This window comes from Xanthomarina sp. F2636L (assembly GCF_026410195.1).
In the GTDB taxonomy this organism is placed as follows: Bacteria; Bacteroidota; Bacteroidia; order Flavobacteriales; family Flavobacteriaceae; genus Xanthomarina.
In genome coordinates this window covers 46,215-70,587 of the sequence record NZ_JAPMLM010000057.1, presented here as the reverse complement: position 1 = coordinate 70,587, position 24,373 = coordinate 46,215, and the positions used below count along the sequence as shown (strand labels likewise).

Below are 24,373 nucleotides of genomic sequence, written 5' to 3'. Positions count from 1 at the left end.
AGAAAGTAAGAAGTAAGAAAAAGATATTAACACTTATAAACAGAAAATGAGGAAGTTAAGAATATGAGGATATGCAGTAAATTTGCAAACCCTTGTTTCCTTAAAATCCTCAATAACCTTATTGTGCCTTTGCAGGATTTGTATAATTATTTTGTGCTTCTCGATGTATTAATCCCGCACTAACAAATTTGGTAATATAGCCTTCAGCTGTTTTGTGGGGTATTTTATTTTTGTCGGCTATATTTAGGTAATCTTGTCTTGAAAATTGATAAGGTAATCCTTCTAAAAAACGTTCTTTTCGATTGGCTCGTTTAACTTGCTTTTGTTCAATAGGCAAATCATTAAAAACCTTACTACTATGTTTTACTAACACACTAATTATTTCCAATGTATTTTCAAAATCTATATCCTCACAATATCTAACTTGGTTAACATCGCCATCTTCCATAATGCGAAACACAGAAAATAACATCATAATTCTAAATGAAACTAAACCTAATCGTCTTACAGTTGCTATATAATCATCTGGTTGTAGATTTAGATATTTGGTTTGTAGTTTTTCAAAAAATACATTGAATTTTTGTTGTTGCTCTGTTGTTAGCCTTACTTCAATAGGTCGGTTGTTTTTTAAAGTTTTATATAGCTCAAAAAATTCCTTTCCTAATTGGTCGTAGTATTCATCTAAACCATTTGCTATGCCTGTTTGAAAAACGTTTTTCCAAGTCGGTTTGATATTCATATAATAAAACATAAAACGACTAAACAACCCATTTTCAGCACTTGGAACCAACGCTTGAATTTGCTTTGGTGTACCTGATAGGACTGTTGATAAGCAAGGTCTTTCAATATCAACATATTCTCTATCTGTTCTTCGATAATAACTAATGGTTTCGTGGTGGAATGCTTTACGAAAACCATCTGAATAATTACCGTAATCACTTTTAAAGGCTTGTGCTAAAGTATCTCCTTCGGTTTCAAAAATTAACCCTCTACCTTCATTATCCGATATTAATTGATAAACACCTGTTACACTATTATTAGCAGGGATAAACAACATTCTTTCAGGTGGTTTATTTGGTTTCTCCATTGTTTCACTTTTACCCTTATTCATATTATAAGTTGCCATTTCAACTTGATGTTGTTGTTTTAGGATTTTGGATTGTTCACGTTGTTGTTTGTGAACAGGATTTACCAAATTTTTAATTTGGTTTAATCTTCCTTTTCCTGCTGAAGCTGGTGCAGTAACAAATAAATACAAATTGCTAAATACTTTACTTTGGTCATACACACCAAATAGTTTTGGAAAACAGGCACTAAATGCTGTTAATGCTCCCAACAACAAAATATCACGTTCTTCATTACTGCTTGAAGGTTGTATTACTTGTTGCAAAAATGTTGGAATATTGTTGTAAACTGTTGTTGGTATTGTTGGCAATGGTTGTTTTACTTCTTCTGACTGTTGCAACACTTCAACAACTTGTTGTTGCTGTTGTGGTTTAATACCAACTTGATGTAAATGGTGGTATAAAGTACCAATGCTTATACCGTGTCCTTTTGCTTGTAAGCATTTATTATACTGTTCGTCGCATTCTTTATGGTCGTAACCTGAATAATTTCTACTTATTCTATGGTAGTAATCACGTCCAGCTTCTCCGTATTCTTCTGAAACTGCAAATCCAATATCACGCCATTTTTCATACGTATCTGTAATGTCTATACCTGATTGTTCTAATGCGCTGACATATGATTCAATATCATTTGCAACAACTGTTGTTGGGTTGTTGTTGATTGGTTTTTTAGGTACTTCTTTTTGCTCTGGAACAGCTAACCAATCTTTTGGGTTAAATATTTTTGTCATAATTTCTGATGTCTTTTATGTAGGTATGCCAATGGATCGTGGGATAAAAAACACGCTCTGGAAATGTCTTTACCTGATTGGTCTACCTCAATGTTATATGTTTGCTTTATGTAATTGGCCACCGCAATAAAATATTCATTGTGTGACACTTGGGATAAATCGATTCTAATTATCCATTTTAAGCCTTCTCCTGAAGGTGATGTAAACAACAATTCGGTTTCGAAATATTCATCGTTTAATAATTGTTGTTTTAGTTCTTCAAGATTTTCTAAATGGTCAAAATCGATTGTCAATAATGATGAGTGTTCAATTAAACTATCATCATTTCGTTTAGAAAACACACCTGAAAATGTTACATAATCAAAATGATTTGCTTTAAATTTTCGTGCTTCTTTTGGGTCTTTAATCGCTCTAAATTGCTCTGTGATACTTTTATACTTATCGCTTGTAATACGCTCCAATATTTGATGTAATCGTACTTTTTCAGTTGGAAACACATTTCTAATTGGTGCTTTGTAAAAACTGCTGTAAGCATACCAAGTATCATCGGGTTCATCTAACCAGGATAATTCATCTTCTTGCTTTACTTCAAGATTTAGATGTAGTTCTTTGTTAATTTTTAGCAACAATTCTTCATCATCTACGAGTTTAAAATGATAAGATGCAAAATCAAAAACATCACCTTTAAAATCGGTTAACTCTGTATCGTAATGCACCGCTCTATTATTGACAACATTAATTTGCAAAGTTGATTTACCACCGTTAAAAGGGTTACGGGTTACCCCGCAGTCCTTTCCTTTTAGGGAAAGGACTGTTGATTTGGGATAATACTGCCTTAATACATACGCATATATATTTAAACCGTAATGCGTTTTCTTCAAGATGTTTTCTTTACTTATTTCCATCGCATTTGAAATTTGGGTTGTAATAATTGCTCTGTAATAGTTCCTCTATATCTGATACCTTGTAATAAAATTTACCTTGTACCTTGCTATATGGAATCGTACCATTTGTTCGGAACGTTTGTAATGTACGTTGGCTAATATGTAGCGTTTGCATTACGTCCTGATTGTCAATCCACGTATCTTTTAAGCATTCTGCTCTCGATGCTCTTATTAATTCGATACGTGCTTTTATATCCTTAATCTCTTGTGAGAGTGCCAAGAGTAAATCGATTATTTCAGTCATAACTTTACCTTTCCTTTTTTGATTAGGTAATCGGCAGCTTGCTGTTCGATTTCATCTTGGGAATCCATACGGTTACGTAGTAACCATTGGTCTAACTCCTGACGTTGGAAATAGATTTTTTTTCCATTCGGTTTATAATGTGGAATGGCTCCCGTACTTGTAAGTTTATACAAGTGCGATTGTGATAGTTCTAAATACTTGCAAGTTTCATTGAAGTTCAATACTTGCTTTTGCAACGTTTGTTGTTCTATTAACAACTTTTCGATGCTTTCTAAACGTTCTATAATTTTAACGTCCATCTTTTTATAATTTTAATTTAAAAATGGACTTCTGCGCAAAAGTCACCCTTGATTGTCAAGGATATAGCAAATATGGAAAAAGGTGTTTGGTATAATAGAAAAGAGAAAAAATGGTATTATTAAGCCATTGAAAAACAATAAGTTAAATTGTTTTTGGTATTATCTATTTGGTATTAAGTAGAGATAATACCACTTTATAAAAGTGAAGATTTATTTAATTTGGTCTAACCAAAAGTTAGTATCAACCAAATTTTGATAAGCTCTTTTTTCTGTACCTAAAAAATTACGGTACTCTCTATTAGCATTGCTACTTGGACCATAACGATAAGCAAAGAATTTATAAATATGTTTACGTTGTATTTTTTTTGGTGGGTTATCATTAAAAAACAGTCTTTCATTAAAATATTTAGCTTCTGTTAGTTTAACCATAAAAGCTGCAAGTAATATTTTATTACCTTTTTTCTTGATAAAGTTGTATTTATCATCGATGATGTTTTTTTCATTTAAGGTTTCCTCTAATTTAGAAAACTCTCTTTGTTTGGTTTTGTCTATTAACTCGTTATATGATAATACCTCGCTGTTTTCCGCTCTAAAATCGCCTTGTATAGCTTTAAATATAGAACTTTGTTTTTTAGGTTTTCTAACTGTCTTTATTTCTGCACCGCTATAAACATTTATAATTAATTCTTGTGGTGGTTCTTCGGTAAAAAATACTTCGTGTAGCTCTTCGATAGTATAAATTTCTGTATCACTTAAATCTGAAAATCGTTCTTGAAGCTCCATAAAAAGCATCATTGCATTTGCTTTTAAAAATGAAATTATATAAGCTTCATCTGATTTGTCATTATTAGTAGGCTTTAAATATAAACTTTCATCAAGATCATTTTCAGAAATGTAATTGCTAATCTGGGTTAAATAATTTGTAATTCGGTTAAATTCTTTGTCATAGAGGAAAGACAAATGACCAGGTGTTGAATTTGCTTCAAGGGTATCATTAATAGCATTAAACTTTTTGATATAATCGTTTTCAATTAGTTTAAAGTAATATTTACGCTTGTTTGAATATGCTTTTTTAAAGTCGATTTCATAATTAGGCGTAGTTATAGGATATTCTTTTTTAAAGCCATTTAAAAGCTCTTTAAATTGGTTGTCGGTTCTTTTATCGTCAGTAACCTTTTCCACATACAGTAAGTCAATAAATAGGTCTTTAGCCATTATAAATCCAATTTAATTTTATTAGCAGCTTCTTTCTTTTTGTCATCAATAACTTTTGCATAAATCTGCGTAGTTCTCAATTCCTTATGACCTAATAACTTGGAAACAGTATAAATATCTGTTCCTAAAGTTAATTGTAAAGTTGCATAGGTATGACGCGCACAATGGAACGTGATATTTTTTGTTATTCCTGCTTTAAGCATCCATTGTTGCAACTTTAAATTTGACCAAGCACTATAATGTAAACCTTGAAAAACTTTTTCTTCGGGTTTACCTTTATCTCCTAAAAATCCTGCTGCCTGGTCTGAAATAGGTAAAGTTTCAACTCCTTTTGTTTTCTTTTGTCTGAAACGAATATAATAGCCCATTTCTTTAGAATGTTGAATTTCTGACCAAATCAGTTTTTCAATATCTGACCAACGTAAACCGGTAAGCGCAGAAAATATAAAAGCACTTTTTAAAAGTGGTAACTCACATTCTGTGTTAACTGCTATTTGTAATTCATCCAAAGTTAAAAACTCTCGTTGAGGTTCACCTTGTTTAAAATACTCAACACCATTTGCTGGGTTTATTCTTAAAATACCATCTTTAACAGCTTGTTTTAATGCTGCATTAAATTTACCATAATAAGAATATTTAGAGTTTTGAGATAATTTTTTACCTGCTCTTGCCATAGCATCCTTATCTAAATACTCTTTAAAGCGTTCTACGAAATCCTTATCAATATCTTGAAAACTTACGTCTGTTGGACAAAAAGTTTTTAGATGTTTTAGCATACTGTTCCAATTACCATAATTACCAGAGCTTGTATTCTTTTTCTCTGCTAATGCTGTTACATAAGTAATAAAACTCCCTTTTAATTTCTCAATATCTTGGAATCCATAAATACCGTTTTGAATTTCAATCTGTCGTTGAGCGCAAATAGTTTCCGCTAATTGTTTGGCTTTCTTGTTAACCTCTCTTTCGGTTTTAGTTTTAGGGTTAGGTGTAAGGTATAAACGCAAATATTCGGTTTTACGTTTGCCTTTATGATAGTAATCTAAATACAAACTTATTTTGTCATTCTTCTTGCGTTGTCTTAATGTTACTTTCATAGGATGCTAATTAAAAAGGTTTTCTATTTGCCATCTGGCTACAATACGTTTTCTTCCAAAAGGAACAGCTTTTAAACGTCCTTGTTGAATCATTCTTTGAATGGTCCATCTACTAACACCAATTAATTGAGAAGCCTCTGTAACGCTTAAAAAATCTTTATTGTTTACAGCATTTGTATTTTGAACCTCAACCACTTCATTCTTTTGCTTCATATCAGCATTAAGAGTTGATTGAATTTTTTCTTTACGTTTTCTGGCCTTATAGGCTTTTTTAGCGCAAGAATTACCACAGTATTTAGTTACTGTAGTACGTGCTGTAAAAGCATTACCGCAATGCTTACAAGTTTTCGGGATGTATAAATTACTGCTCATAAATGGTGCTTTATGTAGCGTTATGGTGCAACGTGGGGCAATATGGTGCATCATTTCGCTTTTATTTTTGCCAACAGATTTGGGCAACAAATCCGTATGTTGGGCAACATATATGAAACAAATATAGTTAAAAAAGGGCAATTAGGCAACAAAAAAGAATATGTAAACCGCTGAAAAACAAGCAAAAACCAACCAAAAGAAGCTTAATTACTTCCCGATGCAAAAATTGGCAAATATATTACCTAAAAGCTCGTCGTTAGTAACGCTTCCTGTTATTAATCCAAACTGATAAAGCGCTTCTCGAATATCTATAGCAAGCAAATCGCCAGACAAATCAGATTCCAAACCGTATTTTACTTTTTGAATTTCTTCCAATGCTTTTAAAAGCGCGTCGTAATGACGTGTATTGGTAATAATTGTTTCATTATTACGTAAAGCTCCTGTATTTATTAAATTAAGAAGTTTGTTTGTTAACTCTTCCACCCCGAAACCTGTTTTTGCAGATAACAGTTGAATCTCAGGAATTTCAGCTTGCATTTCTGCAATAAGTACATCGTCTACTTTGTCTATTTTATTAGCAATAACTAGTAACGGTTTCAATGGATACTTATTTTTAATTTTTTCCAGCTCTACTTTAAAAACCGAACATTGCGCTTTAAAATTAGTAGAGTCGAACAAATAAATAACCACTTGAGCTTGTTCAATTTTTTCAAAAGTCTTTTTAATACCAATACTTTCAACCACATCTTTTGTGTCTCTAATTCCTGCGGTATCAATAAAACGGAAACCAATACCTCCTATAGAAATTTCATCTTCAATAGTATCTCTCGTGGTTCCAGCAACGTCAGAAACTATGGCTCTTTCTTCATTTAGTAAGGCATTTAACAACGTAGACTTTCCAACATTTGGTTCTCCAACAATAGCTACTGGAATTCCATTTTTAAGCACATTACCAACGGCAAAAGAATCAATTAGTCTTTTTAAAACTAATGTAATACGCTCTACAAGTTCTTTAAATTGCGTTCTATCTGCAAATTCCACATCTTCTTCTGCAAAGTCTAATTCCAGTTCAATTAGCGAGGCAAAATTTAGTAATTCTTCCCGAAGTTTAGCAATTTCCGAAGAAAAACCTCCACGCATCTGTTGCATAGCTATTTGGTGCGAAGCTTCATTATCGCTAGATATTAAATCGGCTACAGCCTCAGCCTGACTTAGGTCTAATTTCCCGTTTAAGAAGGCTCTTAAAGTAAATTCACCAGCATCTGCCATTCTACAGCCATGTCGCAAAAACAGTTGTAAGATTTCCTGTTGAATATAAACAGAACCATGACAGCTAATTTCAACGACATCTTCTCCGGTGTACGATTTCGGGTTTTTAAAAACAGAAACCAAAACCTCGTCTATGGTTCGATTACCATCCATTATATGACCTAAATGAATGGTATGTGTTATTTGAGACTCTAAATCTTTACCATGTATGGATTTAAACAATTTAGAACTTATGCTAATGGCGTCAGTTCCAGATAAGCGAATAACAGCAATAGCTCCTGCTCCAGAAGCTGTGGCCAAAGCTATAATAGTATCGTTTTGTGTCATCTTGCAAAAATACTAAAATACAAGCACAAAATCAGGACTATTTATTAAGCTATTCTTAACAAATTATATTTCTAAATCCTATTATATTTGCAAAAATTAATTTAAATTTATTTAAACATGTTACGAAACCAGATTACACTTTTACTTATTCTAATCACGTTATTTTCTTGCAAAGATGAACCTGCTTATGATGGCTTTATCATTAAAGGTGAAATCGATGCGTCCAATAACAATAAGAAAGTAAAATTAATTAGTCTTAATACCAATAAAGAAGTTGTTTTAGATTCAACTACCATAGAAAATGGCGCATTAAACTTAAAAGGAAAGGTAGAAGCTACAGACCTTTACTACTTAGCAGTCGATGGTATTCCAGGGTTTATGCCTATTATGCTGAAAAATGAAGAGGTCTCAATCAAGCTTAATTCAGACAAAATTGAAAAATCTGTAATAACTGGTAGTAAAGAAAACGATTTATTAAAAATATATCAAGAAGACTCCGAGGATTTAAAAATGAAAAATGCCCAATTTGGTCAACAATATAAAACTGCTAACAGCAAAGGAGACACCGTGAAAATGGACCAAATAAAGTCGGAATTTACCAAAATAATAGAAGAAACTCATGCCAAGCATTTGGAACTGGTTAAAAACAATACAGATTTGGTTACCAGCGCTGCTATTCTTGTAAACATTCTTTTAGCAAAAGGAATTAACAAAACAGAAGCTGAAAACATATTTAACACGTTTTCTCAAGAAGTTATTTCTAGTAAATTTGGAAAAGCAATTAGTGAAAATCTTACAAAAGCAACAACCGATATTGGTAGTATGGCTCCAAACTTCTCGGCTCCTAATCCAGAAGGTAAATTAGTGAGTTTAGAAGATATTAAAGGAAAAGTAACTATTATTGATTTTTGGGCTGCCTGGTGTGGACCTTGTAGAAAAGAAAATCCAAACGTTGTAAAAGTCTATGAGAAATATCACGATAAAGGTCTTGAAATTATTGGCGTGTCTCTAGATGGGACTCCTAACCAGAAAGATGCCAAAGGAGCTTGGGTAGAGGCTATTAAAAAAGACAATCTTACTTGGCACCAAGTATCAAATTTAAACTACTTTAACGATCCTATAGCTAAATTATATAGCATTCAATCTATTCCTGCTACCTATATTTTGGACAGCCAAGGAGTTATTGTAGCTAAAAATTTAAGAGGCAATGCTTTAGAAGCTAAAATTGCTGAGCTTTTAAATTAAAAACAAATGTATTAGTTTAACAAAGCCTTTCAAAATTTTGAAAGGCTTTGTTGTTTTTATAACTTCCCAAGTTTCTTTAGCACAAACAAAAGTATAATAGGAATAGCTAATAATACAATCATTAATAAGTGTTCTTTAAACAACCATGAAGCCAGGATTAAAGTTATGACATAGCCACCAATAGCTCCTCCAAAATGGGCATCGTGTCCAATATTTCCCAATTGATTTTTCATCCCATAAATTGAATATAACAAATAACCTATCCCAAATACATATGCAGGAATAGGAATGGGAATAAAAAAGAGATATAGACTCATATCTGGGCGTAACAAAATAGCTGAATATAAAATTCCTGTTACGGCACCACTTGCTCCTACTGCACTATAATGATATTCATTTTTATGAAAATAGAATGATAACAAACTCCCTAATAACAAACTTCCAACATAGATTATTAAAAAATATAAAGTGCCTAAATAGGCTACAACAATATCAGCAAAAATATACAAGGTAAACATGTTAAAAAACAAATGAGCCATGTCCACATGCAAGAATCCAGAACTAAACATTCTAAATTGTTCTCCTCTACTTATACTTCCTACATTAAACTTGTACTTTTCAAAAAAAGCAAAATCCTTAAACCCTTTAAAAGAGATAATCGCATTTGCAGCTATTATTACAAGTAACACCAGACTTAAATTGCCCATAAATTCTATTCGTTAGTTTTTAAATAAAACATATATTTGTTTCTGCAAATCTAAAATTAATTCATGCAATTTCTTGCTTACATTTTAATTTATCCGTTTTTATGGGGTATTTCCATACTTCCATTTAGATTGCTTTACCTTTTTTCAGATGGAGTTTTTATACTTATCTTCCATATAATAGGCTATAGAAAGAAAACCGTTAAAGAGAATCTACATCTTGTTTTTCCTGATAAGTCTGAAAAAGAAATTAAAATTATCACCAAAAAATTCTATCATCACTTATGTGATATGATTGTAGAATCAATCAAATCTATGACTATCTCAGAAGCAGAGATGAAAAAACGCTTTACGTTTTCTAATATCGAGTTGATACAACAGCTTGAAAAAGAAAACAGAAGTATTGCTTTAATGTGCGCACACTATGGAAGTTGGGAGTGGATTTTTATCCTTCAAACCTATATGAATGTTAAAGGATATGCCATCTATAAACGCCTTGCCAACAAATATTTTGATCGACTGGTTAAACGGATTCGCGCTAAATATAATAGTCACTTAATAACCACAAAAGAAAGTATTTCTGTACTCTTACAAGCAAAAAAAGAAGGCAAAGTTACCGTCTGTGGTTTTGTATCAGATCAATCCCCAAAACACGATAAAGCCTTTCATTGGAATAAATTTATGGGTATAACTGTTCCTGTGCACACAGGTGCTGAGATGTTAGCAAAAAAAATAGATATGTCGGTCGTATTTTTCGGTGTAAAAAAATTAAAGCGTGGATATTATGAAACCTCTTTTAAAACCATTGCTTACAATCCAAAAGATTATCCAGATTACGAAATTACAGATCAATTTATAAAATTGGTAGAAGCACAAATTAATGAAGCTCCAGAATTTTACCTTTGGACACATAAACGCTGGAAACACAGAGATAAAGTGCCTGAGAGCTATAAGTAAAATGTGTATGCTCTATAAATGTTTGTTATTAAGATTAAACCTTAATTTTTGAAGCAATTCTTATTTGACTCATCAAACAAATAAGGAAGTTTGTATAAATTACTTTATTAAGAAATTGAATTAATCTCAGCAATTATCTTATCTGCTAATTCATCTGCTTCCTTTTGGGTTGGCGCTTCCGTATACACTCTAATAATGGGCTCTGTATTACTTTTACGTAAATGCACCCAACTATTAGCAAAATCAATTTTCACACCATCAATAGTCGTTAAAGTTTCATGAGCATATTTTGCTTCCATTTGCTTTAAAATAGCATCTACATCCAAATCTGGTGTTAATTCTATTTTTTTCTTACTCATAAAATAACTTGGATAACTCACTCTCAATTCGCTTACTTTCATTTGTTTTTCAGCCAATAAACTTAAAAACAAAGCAACTCCAACCAACGCATCCCGTCCATAATGAGAATCCGGATAAATAATTCCTCCATTGCCTTCGCCACCAATTACAGCGTTATTTTTTTTCATTAACTCAACCACATTCACTTCGCCCACGGCGCTAGCTTCGTAAGTTCCTCCATGTTTTTCGGTAATATCTCTTAAAGCTCTTGTGGAACTCATATTACTAACTGTATTTCCCGGGGTTTTACTTAGCACATAATCTGCACAAGCCACAAGAGTATATTCTTCGCCAAACATCTCGCCTTTTTCGTCCATAAAAGCCAATCTATCTACATCTGGATCTACTACTATTCCAAAATCGGCACGTTCTTTTACTACAGCTTCAGATAGATCTGTTAAATGTTCTTTTAGAGGTTCAGGATTATGAGGAAAGTGTCCGGTAGGTTCACAATACAATTTAACAGCTTCCACCCCTAACCTGTCCAATAATAAAGGAATTGCAATTCCTCCCGTGGAATTTACACCATCTACAACCACTTTAAAATCGGCTGCTTCAATAGCTTCTTTATTTACTAGTTTTAGGTTCAAGACCTCATCTATATGAATGTCGATATAAGCTTCATTTTTAGAAATTCTACCTAAACTATCCACATCAGAAAACGACATGCTACCACTTTCAGCAATTTCTAAAATTTTAGCTCCTTCTTCACCATTTAGGAATTCGCCCTTCGCATTTAAAAGTTTTAGAGCATTCCATTGTTTAGGATTATGACTGGCTGTTAAAATAATCCCACCATCTGCATGTTCCATGGGTACAGCAATCTCTACAGTTGGCGTAGTTGAAAGCCCTAAATCAATAACATGAATTCCCAAACCTACCAGCGTATTCATCACTAAATTCTGTATCATTTCTCCTGAAATTCTAGCATCACGTCCAACCACAACTCTGTAGTTTTTTTTATTACGTTGTTGTTTTAGCCAAATGCCATAGGCCGAAGCAAATTTAACCGCATCAATTGGCGTTAAATTCTCTCCTACATCGCCTCCAATAGTTCCACGAATTCCTGATATAGATTTTATTAATGTCATAAATAGTTTATATTAATTTAAACAAATATACAATTACAAATTGTAAATCTAATTGTAAAACCTCAGGAGTAATTTGTAAATTCACAGAATGAATTTTCTTGCACATATCTACCTATCTGGAAATAACGAACTTGTAACTATGGGCAACTTTATGGCCGATGGAATCAGAGGAAATAAATATAAAACCTATCCTAAAGACGTACAGATTGGTATTTTGCTACATCGGGAAATTGATACGTTTACAGATGCACATCCAATTGTAAGGCAAAGTACCAAAAGACTTCATAAGAATTATAGCCATTATAGCGGGGTGATTGTAGATATTTTTTACGATCATTTTTTAGCAAAAAACTGGTCAAATTATTCTGAAATACCATTAGATATATATGTTCAAAATTTTTATGAAATAACTAAAAAACATTTCGAAATTCTCCCAGAAAGAACACTACACATGATGCCTTATATGATTTCTGGAAATTGGTTGCTAAATTATGCAAGTATTGAAGGGATACAAAGCGTATTAGAAGGGATGAACCGACGAACAAAATTTATATCCGGGATGAACAAGGCTACCGTAGAACTAAAGCAATATTACAAAGAGTTTGAAGAAGAATTTACACTTTTTTTTAAAGAATTAATAAGCTTCGCTAATTTAAAGAGACAAGAAATAACTGATAAATTTTCCGAACAATTATGAAAATTAAAATACTAATCATTTTTATCATAGGCTGTTTTCTTTCATGTAAAACAACTACTAAAGAAACGCCTATTCAACGTGGGCTCATCACACAAAAAGCCATGGTTGTTTCTGCCAGAAAAGAAGCGTCTAAAATTGGAAGCGACATTTTGGAAAAAGGAGGCAACGTCTTTGATGCCATGATGGCCACAGAAATGGCTTTAGCAGTTTGTTACCCTTATGCTGGTAATCTTGGAGGAGGAGGGTTTATGGTCTACAGAATGAATACAGGCGAAACTGGAGCCTTAGACTATAGAGAAAAAGCACCCTTGGCTGCTACCAAAAACATGTATTTAGATTCCTTGGGAAATATCATTGAAAACAAAAGTTTGATTGGAGAGTTTTCAGTTGGAGTTCCTGGAACGGTAGCTGGAATTTTTGCTGCACAGGAAAAATTTGGAAAACTATCTGTTCAGGAGGTTTTACAACCTGTGATAAATCTTGCAAATAACGGTTTTGTAATAACTAAAAAACAGGAACATAGATTTCATAGTTACGACAGTATTTTTAGGGTTGTAAATGGTAAAGAGCTTATCTTTTCTAAAAACAAAAAAGCTGGAGACACACTTAAAAATATAGCCTTAGCAAAAACGCTGACACGTATAGCTAATTATGGTAAAAACGAATTCTATAAAGGTGAAACAGCTCAGAAACTCGTTGACTTCCTATCGGAAAAAGGTGGAATAATTAGTATGAACGACATGCAAAAATATGAAGCTGTATGGCGAGATCCCATTAAATTTAAATACAAGGATTTAAACATAATTTCCATGTCGCCTCCTTCAAGTGGGGGTATTTGTTTAGCTCAAATTATGAAACAAATAGAACCTTTTCCATTAAAAGAATATGGTCATAATTCTTTAAAAACTATTCAGGTAATTACCGAAGCCGAACGAAGAACTTATGCCGATAGAAGTTATTTTCTTGGAGATCCGGATTTTGTAGATATTCCAACAGATTCCCTTTTAAGTAAAAGTTACTTAGAAAGAAGAATGAGCAATTTTTCATTTGAAAAAGCAACACCCTCGAGTAGTATTTCTCATGGTACTTTTAAAGGTTATAATATGGAACATGAAAGTTCTTCCTATGCTAAGGAAAGCACAGAAACTACCCACTACTCTATTGTAGATCAATATGGAAACGCCATCGCGGTTACAACAACCATAAACAGTGGTTATGGTTCTAAGTTATATATAGATGAACTTGGTTTCTTTTTAAATAACGAAATGGACGATTTTAGCAGCAAACCAGGCGTACCAAATGTCTATGGTTTAATTGGTGCCGAAGCCAACAGCATTGCTCCAGAGAAACGTATGCTAAGTGCTATGACACCAACACTTGTAGAGAAAAACGGCAAGCTCTTCATGTCGGTTGGAACTCCCGGAGGCTCAACCATCATCACTTCGGTGTTGCAAACCATTTTAAATGTTGAAGAATTTAATATGAGCATGCAAGAAGCTGTAAATGCACCTCGTTTTCATCATCAATGGCTCCCAGATGAAATTAGAATGGAACCCCATGTTTTTGACAATGATTTGATAAAAAAACTAACAGAAAAAGGCTATAAGATTAACGAAAAGCATTCGCCAATTATTGGCATTGTAGATGGTATTTTAGTTTTAGACGATGGCACTCTGGAAGGTGGTGCCGATAAACGTGGAGATGATACGGCTGTTGGTTTTTAATTGTTTTACATTTAAAGAGTTAATATATTTACAAAGTAACCCAACCAAAAAAGATGACCAAGAAAGTAAAACGTATTTTAAAAATAGTTGTGGGAGTTATTGTCTTTTTTACACTACCAACTTTACTACTTTATGGTTTTGTCTATTTTAAATACAACGAAGAACTTCCCATAGGAACGCAAGGAGAACAGGCAGATGCACTTGCCATTAAAATGCTTGACGCTTTAAATTATGAAGCCTATAAGAATACAAACTATATAGAATGGACTTTTAAAAAAAGACGTCATTATGAATGGCAAAAAGATAAAAACACCTGTTTGGTGTATTGGGAAGATTACAAGGTAGAACTCAACCAAAATGCTCCAGCTGAAAGCAAAGCCTTTGTACATAGCTTTAGAGTTCATGACGAAAAGGCTGACGAACTAATTAAAACAGCCCTTAGCTATTTTAATAACGATTCCTTTTGGCTGGTGGCTCCATATAAAGTTTTTGATAAAGGTGCAGAAAGAAGTGTAGTAACTACCAAAAATGGTGAAGAAGCCTTATTGGTAACCTACACAACCGGAGGTTCTACTCCAGGCGACTCGTATTTATGGTATTTTAAAGACAATGGCAAGCCCAAAAGTTTTAGAATGTGGGTGGATATTCTACCTATAGGAGGTTTGGAAGCCTCTTGGTCCAATTGGACAACCACCGAAAGTGGTGCACAACTCCCAACCTTTCATAAAATGCTTCTCTTTGGTTTGGAAATTGATCATATTATTGGACGAGAATAATCTTAATGTTTGAGGTTCAAGACTCGAGTTTGGTGTTCTGTGAGTAAAACAGAAATAGTCTGAAAACTGATACTGAAAACTTATTTCTTCTGCCCAACAAATTGTTGTTCCTTCAACTTAAACAATACATTAAACGTTGTTAAACTGCCGTAACTTCTAGTTATATATTGCTGCAAATCTATTTTTTCTTGTTCGTTAAGGTTACTAGAGTTAATTTTTTGCTCCATGACACGCAGTCTATCCCGAACCATGGTAATTTTATGGAAAAACGTATCAATTGGTATTTCGCTAGACTTTAAATTTGTGTCTCCTGGTTGAAAAATTAGTTTTCCACCTTTCCATTTATCTGCAATATGTACCACTTCTGATACATCGCTCCAACGTTTTAAAATCTGTACCAAACTACTTTCAACTTCGGCGAAACTCACGGTGTCTACATCGTCTTCGGCTGCTTCAATAATTTCAAACTCTGAATCAATATCAATGGTTTCTAAACCACTTTCAATAAAAGTCACCCAATAGTGTTTAGAAGTTACATTGGTGACAACGCCTTTGCCAAACTCTGGATGATTGATTCTTGAACTTATTCCTAGTATTTGCATAAACTTTTTTTTACCATTCCTATAAAAAGGGAATCTCTGTTATTTAATAATTCTATTACAATAATAATAAATCTGTTTGTAATAAAACTAAGTATTTAAATTATAAAATCCTTTATAAGACTGATTACGTTTTAATCACTTTTGTAGAGTAAAAATGATTATCTGCAACTATATTTAAAATATACATGCCTCTAGGTAAAGCTGAAAGACTCATGTTTAAACTCTCTACGTATTGAACTGTACTTTTCAAAATAGTTTTTACAGAAATACCAAAAACCACCATACGAATGTCTTTATAATTTTTATTCAATTTTATATTTCGGTTCTTGAAGTTTTAATCCTTGATTTTGAAAGTCCAAACTCTCTTCTCTTCATTTTTAATTGCAGAATCTGTACCTTTGCAACTTTGTCTATATAAACGACAGAATCTCCTGATTATATGAGTCAATTCGAAGAAAATATTGAGGTTCAAGGCGCTCGCGTTCACAACCTAAAAAACATAGATGTTACCATTCCTAGAGAAAAATTAGTGGTGATTACCGGATTGTCTGGTAGTGGAAAATCCTCTTTAGCTTTCGATACAATATATGCCGAAGGACAACGTAGATATATAGAAACTTTTTCAGCTTATGCCAGACAGTTCCTTGGAGGATTGGAACGTCCGGATGTGGATAAAATTGACGGTCTTTCGCCTGTAATTGCTATTGAACAAAAAACAACTAGTAAATCGCCTCGATCTACAGTTGGAACCATTACAGAGATTTATGATTTTTTAAGATTACTTTTTGCTCGAGCCAGCGATGCCTACAGTTATAATTCTGGTGAAAAAATGGTAAGTTATAACGACGAGCAGATTAAAGAGCTTATTATAGAAAGTTTTAATGGCAAACGCATTAATGTTTTGGCCCCAGTAGTCCGTTCGCGAAAAGGACACTATAGAGAATTATTTGAACAAATAGCCAAACAAGGGTTTGTAAAAGTTAGAGCAGATGGAGAAATTAAAGACCTTGTAAAAGGTATGAAACTAGATCGTTACAAAACTCACGATATAGAAATAGTTATAGACCGGCTAAAAATTGACAATTCTGTTGATAACGACAAACGCTTAACCGAAACCATTAACACAGCCATGTATCATGGTGAAGATGTCTTAATGGTTTTAGATCAAGACACTCAAGAAACACGATATTTTAGTAGAAATTTAATGTGTCCAAGTTCGGGAATTTCCTATCCAAATCCAGAACCTAACAATTTTTCGTTTAATTCCCCAAAAGGGGCTTGTCCAAAATGTAACGGTATTGGCACTTTGTATCAGGTAAACGAAAGTAAAATTATTCCAGACCCAAAATTATCTATTGAAGCCGGTGCATTAGCACCTCAAGGTCCAAAGAAAAACTCATGGATATTTAAGCAACTTGAGGCTATTGCACAACGTTTTAATTTTTCTTTAAGCGACCCATATAAAAGTATTCCTGAAGAAGCCAAGCAAATGATTATGTATGGTGGAAATGAAAAGTTTTCAGTTGAAAGTAAAACTTTAGGTCTGACACGTGATTATAAAATTGAATTTGAAGGTCTAGCTAACTTTATTGAAAGTCAGTACAACAATGCTGAAACCACCTCGTTAAAACGCTGGGCAAAAGATTATATGGATAAGGTTAGTTGTACTGAATGTCACGGCTCCCGTTTAAGACAAGAATCTTTATATTTCAAAATAAATGAAAATAACATAGCCGATTTAGCCAATAAAGACATTGTCGATTTGGCTGCTTGGTTTGACGATTTAGAAAATCATCTTTCAGAAAAACAAATAAAAATTGCTGAAGAAGTTATCAAAGAAATTAAAACCAGATTGCAGTTTTTACTGGATGTTGGTTTAGAATATTTATCCTTAAACCGAAGCTCTAAATCGCTTTCTGGAGGAGAAGCACAACGGATTCGTCTAGCCACCCAAATAGGATCTCAATTGGTTGGTGTACTATATATCTTAGATGAACCTAGTATTGGACTTCACCAAAGAGATAATGAAAAACTAATAAAATCCTTGATTTCTTTAAGAGATATTGGGAATTCTGTAATTGTGGTAGAACACGATAAAGACATGATCGAACATGCCGATTATGTGATAGATATCGGGCCAAAAGCAGGAAAGTTTGGGGGTGAAATTATAAGTATTGGCACCCCTGCCGAATTAAAAACACATCATACCTTAACAGCCGACTATTTAAATGGTACTAAAGAAATTGAGGTCCCTAAAAAAAGAAGAAAAGGCAATGGCAATTTTATAGAATTAAAAGGATGTACAGGAAATAATTTAAAGAATGTTTCTGTCAAAATTCCCTTAGGAAAAATGATAGGTGTTACTGGTGTTTCGGGTAGCGGAAAATCTACTTTAATAAACGAAACCCTCTACCCGATTATGAATGCGCATTACTTTAATGGCGTAAAAAAACCCATGCCGTATAAGAGTATTAAGGGTTTAGAGCATATTGATAAAGTTATTGACATTAACCAATCGCCAATTGGAAGAACTCCAAGAAGTAATCCAGCCACGTATACGGGAACATTTAGCGAAATAAGAAGTCTTTTTGCTAAAATTCCTGAAGCTATGATTCGTGGGTATAAACCAGGCCGTTTTAGTTTTAATGTAAAAGGCGGACGTTGTGAAACCTGTCAGGGTGGTGGTTTACGTGTTATTGAAATGAATTTTCTTCCAGACGTTTATGTAGAATGCGAAACCTGCCAGGGAAAACGTTTTAACAGAGAAACCTTAGAAATTCGTTATAAAGGAAAATCCATCAGCGATGTTTTAAATATGACTATCAACGAGGCTGTTCCGTTTTTTGAGCACATTCCTAAGATTCATAAAAAGCTTAAAACCATCAAAGATGTTGGTTTGGGATATATTACACTTGGGCAACAAAGCACCACTCTTTCCGGAGGTGAAGCCCAACGTATCAAATTGGCAACAGAATTAAGCAAACGCGATACCGGAAACACCTTCTATATTCTGGATGAACCTACTACAGGATTGCATTTTGAAGATATTCGAGTGTTGATGATTGTTCTTAATAAATTAGCTGATAAAGGCAATACCGTTTTAATTATTGAACATAATCTGGATGTTATTAAAGCTGTTGATCACATCATAGATATAGGCTACGAAGGAGGTAAAAATGGAGGCGAAGTTATTGTGGAAGGTACTCCAGAAGAAGTAATTAAGCATAAAAAAAGCTATACAGCACAGTTTCTTAAAAAAGAATTAAAATAAAATTTTTCTCCTATAAAATTACTAAATTAGTAACTTAACCATAAATACTATATTATGAGAAGTTTACTTTGGTTGGTAGCCGTTATCTGCATTGTAGTTTGGCTATTGGGATTTTTAGGAGTTGTTCAGGGCATACCTACAGGTAATTTAATTCATATTTTGCTGGTAATTGCTATTATTGTTATCTTGTATAACATTATTTCTGGACGTGGTCCTTTAAAATAGATACTTGAATAATAATTTTCATTATTAAAAAAGAGACAGATCTTTCAATTGATTTGTCTTTTTTTTCGCTTTTTCATTTTCAGAAAAAACAGTTTTAAGAAATCATTTGAAGAAAGCAGTTAAAATGTCCTTATTTCTCTTAAATTTGCCCTTGGTTTATTTTTAGCAAAAGAAATCACATAGATAAATTCATATAAAAAAAATTAGTTAATATATATATATAATGAGAGACGAACAACATCATAAACGTTGGAATGAGATAAAAACAAACGATTCATGGGCTATTTTTAAAATCATGGGTGAGTTTGTAAATGGTTACGAAAAATTAAGTAAAATTGGACCTTGTGTATCTATTTTTGGATCGGCAAGAACCAAACCAGATGATAAGTATTATAAATTAGCTGAAGAAGTAGCTGCCCAAATAGTGAATCATGGGTATGGTGTTATTACCGGTGGTGGTCCAGGAATTATGGAAGCTGGAAATAAAGGGGCTCATATTGCTGGAGGAACATCAGTAGGATTAAATATTGATTTACCTTTCGAGCAGCACGATAATCCGTATATCGATGGTGATAAAAGCTTAGATTTCGATTATTTCTTTGTTAGAAAAGTCATGTTTGTTAAATATTCCCAAGGTTTTGTAGTTATGCCTGGAGGTTTTGGTACTTTAGACGAATTGTTTGAAGCCATTACTTTAATACAAACCAATAAAATTGAAAAATTCCCTATTATCCTAGTAGGTAAAGAGTTTTGGGGTGGATTATTTGAATGGGTTAAAGAAACGTTGCTTGACAAATTTAATACGGTTAGCGCGAAAGATTTAGATTTAATTCACTTAGTAGATCATGCTGATGAAGTTATTGATATTTTAGATGCTTTCTATAAAGAATACAGATTAAGCCCTAATTTTTAAATCATTTTCTCCCAAGAAATAATATGAAAAGAAAAATACAAATTGTATCCATGCTTTGCATGCTGATATCTCACAGCTTGTTCTCTCAAGAGAACTTCAAGGTCATGTTTTACAATTTGTTGAATTTTCCTTACGATACCAATGTTTCAAACCGTATTCAGTATTTGGATGTGATTCTAAATGATTATCAACCAGATATATTTATGGTTTGCGAACTGAATAATGTTTCAGGTGCCAATGCTATTTTACAAGTGCTACAAACAAGTGTTCATGAAAATTACAGACCTGCTGTATTTACCACAAACACATCTGATGATAATACGGGTAACCAAAACGATCTTCAAAACTTCATGTATTTTAATAGTGAAAAGTTCCTTTTAGAAAGTCAGCATATTGTAACAACTATTTATCGCGATTTCAATCATTATAAATTAAAGTTAAATTCTATCAATCAAGACAGTAATCCTGTATATTTAAACGTTATTGTTTGTCATTTAAAAGCATCCAGTGGCGCCGATAATCAAGCATACAGATTAGAAATGGTTCAAGATTTAACAACATATTTAAACACATTTCCTGCCAACAGCAATGTCTTGTTAGCTGGAGATTTTAATGTATATACCCATACTGAACCAGCTTTTCAAGAATTAATAGATAACGCTAATAACATCGTTTTTGTAGATCCTGCTAACAAAATTGGAAACTGGCATAATAATACTAACTATATAGAAATGTTTACGCAGTCTACCAGAACACAAACTGGCTTAGGTGGTAGTACTGGAGGATTGGATGATAGATTTGATTTTATTTTAACTTCGTCCACCATGCTGTCTAATCCAAATATGTATTATGTAGAAAACACTTATCAAACGTATGGCAATAATGGTAATGTAGATTGTTACAACAATGAAATAAACGGAGCTGAGTGTGCAGGTACCGAATTTTCATCTGAAATCAGAGAAGCGCTTTACTATTTTAGCGATCACCTTCCTGTTACTTTAGAATTAGAAACCAACGAAACCTTATTGAACATTTCAACATACCAAACAAATAGTTTTCAAATTATTGGCACAAACATAGTTGAAAACACTTTAGAAATTAAAATTAACAAACCAACACTTTCAACCAACAAGCTTTATATTTTTAACACCTTAGGTCAGGTAGTGAAAATAATTCCTCTAGACAGTTCGAATCGTTTAAGTATCGACGTGTCTAGTTTTAACAATGGCATGTATTATATAACCATGTCAAACTCCAATGTGCAACCTTTAAAGTTTATAAAATAATTTGAAAGTAGGGTCTCTAAGTCTTGTATTGTTTTTATTCATACCTCTTGTGGTTTTAGGCCAAAATAAAATAGACCTTAAAGCCGAATTTAAGGTGGATTCAAAACAGATTAAAATTTCTCAAGACATCACCTATTTTAATGACTCTGACGACACTTTAGATGAGATTTATTTAAACGATTGGAGCCATAGCTACGCAACAAAAACCACCCCTTTGGCCAAACGTTTCGCCGAAGAATATAACACGGCATTTCATTTTGCTAATAATGACGATAGAGGCTATTCTGTAGTAACAACTATTGAACAAAACAACGAAGAATTAGAATTCGATAGGCTCAAAGATCATATTGATGTGATAAGAGTAGAACTCGAAAGGCCTTTAAAACCTAAAGAAAGCTATACCATTCACTTAAATTATATTATACAAGTGCCAAGCGATAAGTTTACTAGATATGGCGTCTCTGACGATGGTGATTTTAATTTACGTTATTGGTACATAACGCCAGCTGTATATAATGGCGAGTGGGAATATTTTAGCAATAAAAATCTGGACGATATGTTTGTGCCTGTTTCAGACATCACTTTAGAATTACAAATCCCAAACACGTTTCATGTCACTTCAGAATTAGATCAAGTAGATATTCAACAAAAAGATAGCATTCTTACCGTAAAACTGGAAGGAAAAAATAGAGTAAACAGCAAATTATTTCTAAATAAGACCAAACAATTCAATCAGGTAAAAACGGACTATTTTACTATGGTTTCTAATTTGGATGAGGAAGATTTAAGCATGATTGATAACTTGGTAGTAACCGATAAAATTTCGGAATTCTTAACCAAAAACCTTGGTGCATACCCTCATGAGAAATTATTGTTGACACATATTGATTATAAAAAAAATCCTATTTATGGTTTAAACCTATTGCCAAGTTTTATTCGTCCGTTTCCAGATAAATTTCAATACGAATTAAAAATCTTAAAAACAGCTTTAAACAATTACTTAGAAAATATTTTAATTATAAATCCAAGAAAAGACCAATGGATTATAGATGGGTTGCAAACCTACTATTTAATGAAATATGTAGAAGAAAACTATCCCAACATGAAACTTGCTGGGACATTATCGAAAATTTGGGGCATCAAATCTTTTCATGCTACACAACTAGATTTTAACGACCAATACGCCTTTTTATACATGCACATGGCAAGGGAAAACATAGATCAACCCTTACATATGGAAAAAGATTCGTTATTAAAATTCAATAAAAACATAGCGAATAAATATAAGGCTGGAGTTGGTTTACGTTACTTAGACCAATATATTAATTCAGATGTTTTAGAAAGTACAATTAAAGAATACATTTCTGATTACACCTTCAAAGAAACTACCACCTCCGATTTTGAAACGCTTTTAAAAGACAATACAAATAAAGATATCAATTGGTTTTTTACCGATTATTTAGAAACCAAAAAGTATATCGATTTTACCATTGCAGATATAGAAGAATCAAGAGATTCGATAAAAGTAACCGTTAAGAATAAAACAAATGCCAATGTGCCTATTGCCCTGTTTGTTCTTAATAAAGATTCCATCGTTTCAAAAGTTTGGTTAGAAAATATAACGGATACTAAAACCGTAAAGCTTGCAAAAGAAAATGGTACTAGAGTGGTTTTAAATAAAGATTTTGTAGTTCCAGAATACAACTTAAGAGATAATACCAAATCCTTAACAAATTCTTTGTTTAACAGACCGCTTCAGTTTAGACTTATAAAAGATATAGAAGACCCTTCTTATAACCAAGTGTTTTTTATGCCCATAGTGGAATTTGACAATATTTACGATGGCATTGTTCTTGGTGTTAAAGCATACAACAAAACCGTTCTTAAAAAACCTTTTTACTATAAAATTTCCCCTCAGTACGGTACTAAATCTAACTCACTAACGGGTTCTATTACATTAAATTACAATCAATATATTGAAAATAACACCGATTTATTTAGTATCAATTATGGGGTTTCAGCCAGCTACTCCAGTTATGCAGAAGATTTATTTGTAAGGAAGTTAACACCAGGGGTGTCTATGAAGTTTAGAGATAAATCTAATTTACGCTCTAATAAAAAACAATTTATCACCTTAAGATATGTGGATATTCATAGAGATGACAATCCAGTAATTACTGAAGATGCAACAGAGCCTAACTATAGTGTTTTAAATGCGCGTTATAACAATATCAATAAAGGCCTAAAAGATTATACGTCTTGGTTTACTGATGTGCAGTTTGGAAAGGATTTTGGGAAATTAGCCTTTAACTTTGAATACAGAAAATTAACCGAAGGTAACAGACAAATAAATTTAAGACTCTTTACAGGTATTTTTCTTTATAATAAGACCTATAAAACCTCCGATTATTTTAGCTATGCTTTAGACAGACCAACCGATTATTTATTTGATTATAATTATTATGGCAGATCGGAAGACACAGGACTTTTCAGTCAGCAAATAATTATTGCTGAAGGTGGTTTTAAATCGAAACTAGATACACCTTATGCCAACGAGTGGATTAGCACCATTAATGGAAGTACCACTCTTTGGAAATATATTTTAGCTTATGGCGATATTGGCCTGGTTAAAAATCATGGTCAAGATATAGAACTTGTTTACGATACAGGTATTCGTGTGAGTTTAATTCCTGATTATTTTGAACTGTATTTTCCTGTCTATTCCAATTTAGGTTGGGAAGTTGCACAAGCACAATATGCCGAAAAAATCCGTTTTATAGTAACTCTAGATTTTAAAACGCTTTTTGGATTGTTTACTAGACGTTGGTATTAATCCTTAATTCAATCTCATTTTTACTAAA

Annotated in this window: 22 protein-coding genes; 10 read left to right on the top strand and 12 right to left on the bottom strand. The window is 32.8% G+C overall.

Going from position 1 to position 24,373, the window contains the following annotated elements; genetic code table 11:
- Positions 1 to 118: 118 nt before the first annotated feature.
- The 8 genes from OS191_RS03585 to mnmE all read right to left on the bottom strand — a co-directional run bounded on the left by OS191_RS03585 (position 119) and on the right by mnmE (position 7,622).
- Positions 119 to 1,858, bottom strand: coding sequence for a DUF3987 domain-containing protein (locus OS191_RS03585; RefSeq protein ID WP_267154350.1), 1,740 nt, complete (start codon positions 1,856 to 1,858; stop codon positions 119 to 121).
- Positions 1,855 to 2,763, bottom strand: a complete 909-nt coding sequence (locus OS191_RS03580; RefSeq protein ID WP_267154349.1) for a BT4734/BF3469 family protein — start codon at positions 2,761 to 2,763, stop codon at positions 1,855 to 1,857. The genes OS191_RS03585 and OS191_RS03580 overlap by 4 nt, the downstream gene beginning before the upstream one ends.
- A complete protein-coding gene (locus OS191_RS03575) occupies positions 2,750 to 3,046 on the bottom strand; it encodes a helix-turn-helix domain-containing protein (protein WP_267154348.1) in 297 nt (98 codons plus the stop codon). The genes OS191_RS03580 and OS191_RS03575 overlap by 14 nt, the downstream gene beginning before the upstream one ends.
- Positions 3,043 to 3,345, bottom strand: coding sequence for a helix-turn-helix domain-containing protein (locus tag OS191_RS03570; RefSeq protein WP_027885460.1), 303 nt, complete (start codon positions 3,343 to 3,345; stop codon positions 3,043 to 3,045). Before OS191_RS03570 ends, OS191_RS03575 begins: the two co-directional genes overlap by 4 nt.
- Before the next feature lie 210 nt (positions 3,346 to 3,555).
- Positions 3,556 to 4,560 carry a DUF6617 family protein gene (locus tag OS191_RS03565; protein WP_267154347.1) on the bottom strand — a complete coding sequence of 335 codons (1,005 nt, stop codon included), beginning with the start codon at positions 4,558 to 4,560 and terminating at the stop codon, positions 3,556 to 3,558.
- Positions 4,560 to 5,654, bottom strand: a complete 1,095-nt coding sequence (locus tag OS191_RS03560) for a site-specific integrase (RefSeq protein ID WP_267154346.1) — start codon at positions 5,652 to 5,654, stop codon at positions 4,560 to 4,562. The genes OS191_RS03565 and OS191_RS03560 overlap by 1 nt, the downstream gene beginning before the upstream one ends.
- Positions 5,655 to 5,660: 6 nt before the next feature.
- On the bottom strand, positions 5,661 to 6,080 hold the full coding sequence (locus OS191_RS03555; RefSeq protein WP_232225197.1) for a helix-turn-helix domain-containing protein: 420 nt from the start codon (positions 6,078 to 6,080) through the stop codon (positions 5,661 to 5,663).
- Between the two features lie 153 nt (positions 6,081 to 6,233).
- Entirely contained in the window at positions 6,234 to 7,622 is a 1,389-nt protein-coding gene (mnmE, locus tag OS191_RS03550) for a tRNA uridine-5-carboxymethylaminomethyl(34) synthesis GTPase MnmE (protein WP_267154345.1), read from the bottom strand.
- Positions 7,623 to 7,739: 117 nt separating this feature from the next.
- Between mnmE and OS191_RS03545 the strand changes: the two genes are divergently transcribed.
- A complete protein-coding gene (locus tag OS191_RS03545; RefSeq protein WP_267154344.1) occupies positions 7,740 to 8,867 on the top strand; it encodes a TlpA disulfide reductase family protein in 1,128 nt (375 codons plus the stop codon).
- A 56-nt stretch (positions 8,868 to 8,923) separates the two neighbouring features.
- On the opposite strand, the gene OS191_RS03540 is transcribed toward OS191_RS03545, so the two are convergent.
- Positions 8,924 to 9,574: a rhomboid family intramembrane serine protease gene (locus OS191_RS03540; RefSeq protein ID WP_267154343.1), complete on the bottom strand. Its 651-nt coding sequence runs from the start codon at positions 9,572 to 9,574 to the stop codon at positions 8,924 to 8,926.
- 63 nt (positions 9,575 to 9,637) lie between these two features.
- On the opposite strand from OS191_RS03540, the gene OS191_RS03535 reads away from it, so the two are divergent.
- Positions 9,638 to 10,528, top strand: coding sequence for a lysophospholipid acyltransferase family protein (locus OS191_RS03535; protein ID WP_267154342.1), 891 nt, complete (start codon positions 9,638 to 9,640; stop codon positions 10,526 to 10,528).
- Between the two features lie 107 nt (positions 10,529 to 10,635).
- On the opposite strand, the gene glmM is transcribed toward OS191_RS03535, so the two are convergent.
- Complete coding sequence (gene glmM / locus OS191_RS03530) at positions 10,636 to 12,018, bottom strand: phosphoglucosamine mutase (RefSeq protein ID WP_267154341.1); 1,383 nt, start codon at positions 12,016 to 12,018, stop codon at positions 10,636 to 10,638.
- 88 nt (positions 12,019 to 12,106) lie between these two features.
- Here glmM and OS191_RS03525 point away from each other — a divergent pair, with 88 nt between their 5' ends.
- The 3 genes from OS191_RS03525 to OS191_RS03515 are packed head-to-tail and all read left to right on the top strand — an operon-like array spanning position 12,107 to position 15,215.
- Positions 12,107 to 12,715, top strand: coding sequence for an acyl carrier protein phosphodiesterase (locus tag OS191_RS03525; protein WP_267154340.1), 609 nt, complete (start codon positions 12,107 to 12,109; stop codon positions 12,713 to 12,715).
- On the top strand, positions 12,712 to 14,439 hold the full coding sequence (gene ggt / locus OS191_RS03520) for a gamma-glutamyltransferase (protein ID WP_267154339.1): 1,728 nt from the start codon (positions 12,712 to 12,714) through the stop codon (positions 14,437 to 14,439). Before OS191_RS03525 ends, ggt begins: the two co-directional genes overlap by 4 nt.
- A gap of 53 nt (positions 14,440 to 14,492) precedes the next feature.
- Positions 14,493 to 15,215 carry a hypothetical protein gene (locus OS191_RS03515; RefSeq protein ID WP_267154338.1) on the top strand — a complete coding sequence of 241 codons (723 nt, stop codon included), beginning with the start codon at positions 14,493 to 14,495 and terminating at the stop codon, positions 15,213 to 15,215.
- A gap of 80 nt (positions 15,216 to 15,295) precedes the next feature.
- On the opposite strand, the gene OS191_RS03510 is transcribed toward OS191_RS03515, so the two are convergent.
- Together OS191_RS03510 and OS191_RS03505 are read right to left on the bottom strand one after the other, a co-directional pair.
- Complete coding sequence (locus tag OS191_RS03510) at positions 15,296 to 15,817, bottom strand: DUF8685 domain-containing protein (protein WP_267154337.1); 522 nt, start codon at positions 15,815 to 15,817, stop codon at positions 15,296 to 15,298.
- A gap of 124 nt (positions 15,818 to 15,941) precedes the next feature.
- Positions 15,942 to 16,127, bottom strand: coding sequence for a T9SS type A sorting domain-containing protein (locus OS191_RS03505; protein WP_267154336.1), 186 nt, complete (start codon positions 16,125 to 16,127; stop codon positions 15,942 to 15,944).
- 129 nt (positions 16,128 to 16,256) lie between these two features.
- Between OS191_RS03505 and uvrA the strand changes: the two genes are divergently transcribed.
- From uvrA to OS191_RS03480, 5 genes are all read left to right on the top strand, one after another.
- Positions 16,257 to 19,088 carry an excinuclease ABC subunit UvrA gene (gene uvrA, locus OS191_RS03500; protein ID WP_267154335.1) on the top strand — a complete coding sequence of 944 codons (2,832 nt, stop codon included), beginning with the start codon at positions 16,257 to 16,259 and terminating at the stop codon, positions 19,086 to 19,088.
- Between the two features lie 54 nt (positions 19,089 to 19,142).
- Entirely contained in the window at positions 19,143 to 19,313 is a 171-nt protein-coding gene (locus tag OS191_RS03495; protein WP_267154334.1) for a lmo0937 family membrane protein, read from the top strand.
- 223 nt (positions 19,314 to 19,536) lie between these two features.
- Positions 19,537 to 20,226 (top strand): LOG family protein, encoded by a 690-nt coding sequence (locus OS191_RS03490; RefSeq protein WP_267154333.1) that lies wholly within the window; start codon positions 19,537 to 19,539, stop codon positions 20,224 to 20,226.
- A 23-nt stretch (positions 20,227 to 20,249) separates the two neighbouring features.
- Positions 20,250 to 21,512 carry a T9SS type A sorting domain-containing protein gene (locus tag OS191_RS03485; RefSeq protein WP_267154332.1) on the top strand — a complete coding sequence of 421 codons (1,263 nt, stop codon included), beginning with the start codon at positions 20,250 to 20,252 and terminating at the stop codon, positions 21,510 to 21,512.
- A 1-nt stretch (position 21,513) separates the two neighbouring features.
- Positions 21,514 to 24,345, top strand: coding sequence for a metalloprotease (locus tag OS191_RS03480; RefSeq protein WP_267154331.1), 2,832 nt, complete (start codon positions 21,514 to 21,516; stop codon positions 24,343 to 24,345).
- Positions 24,346 to 24,373 lie beyond the last annotated feature (28 nt).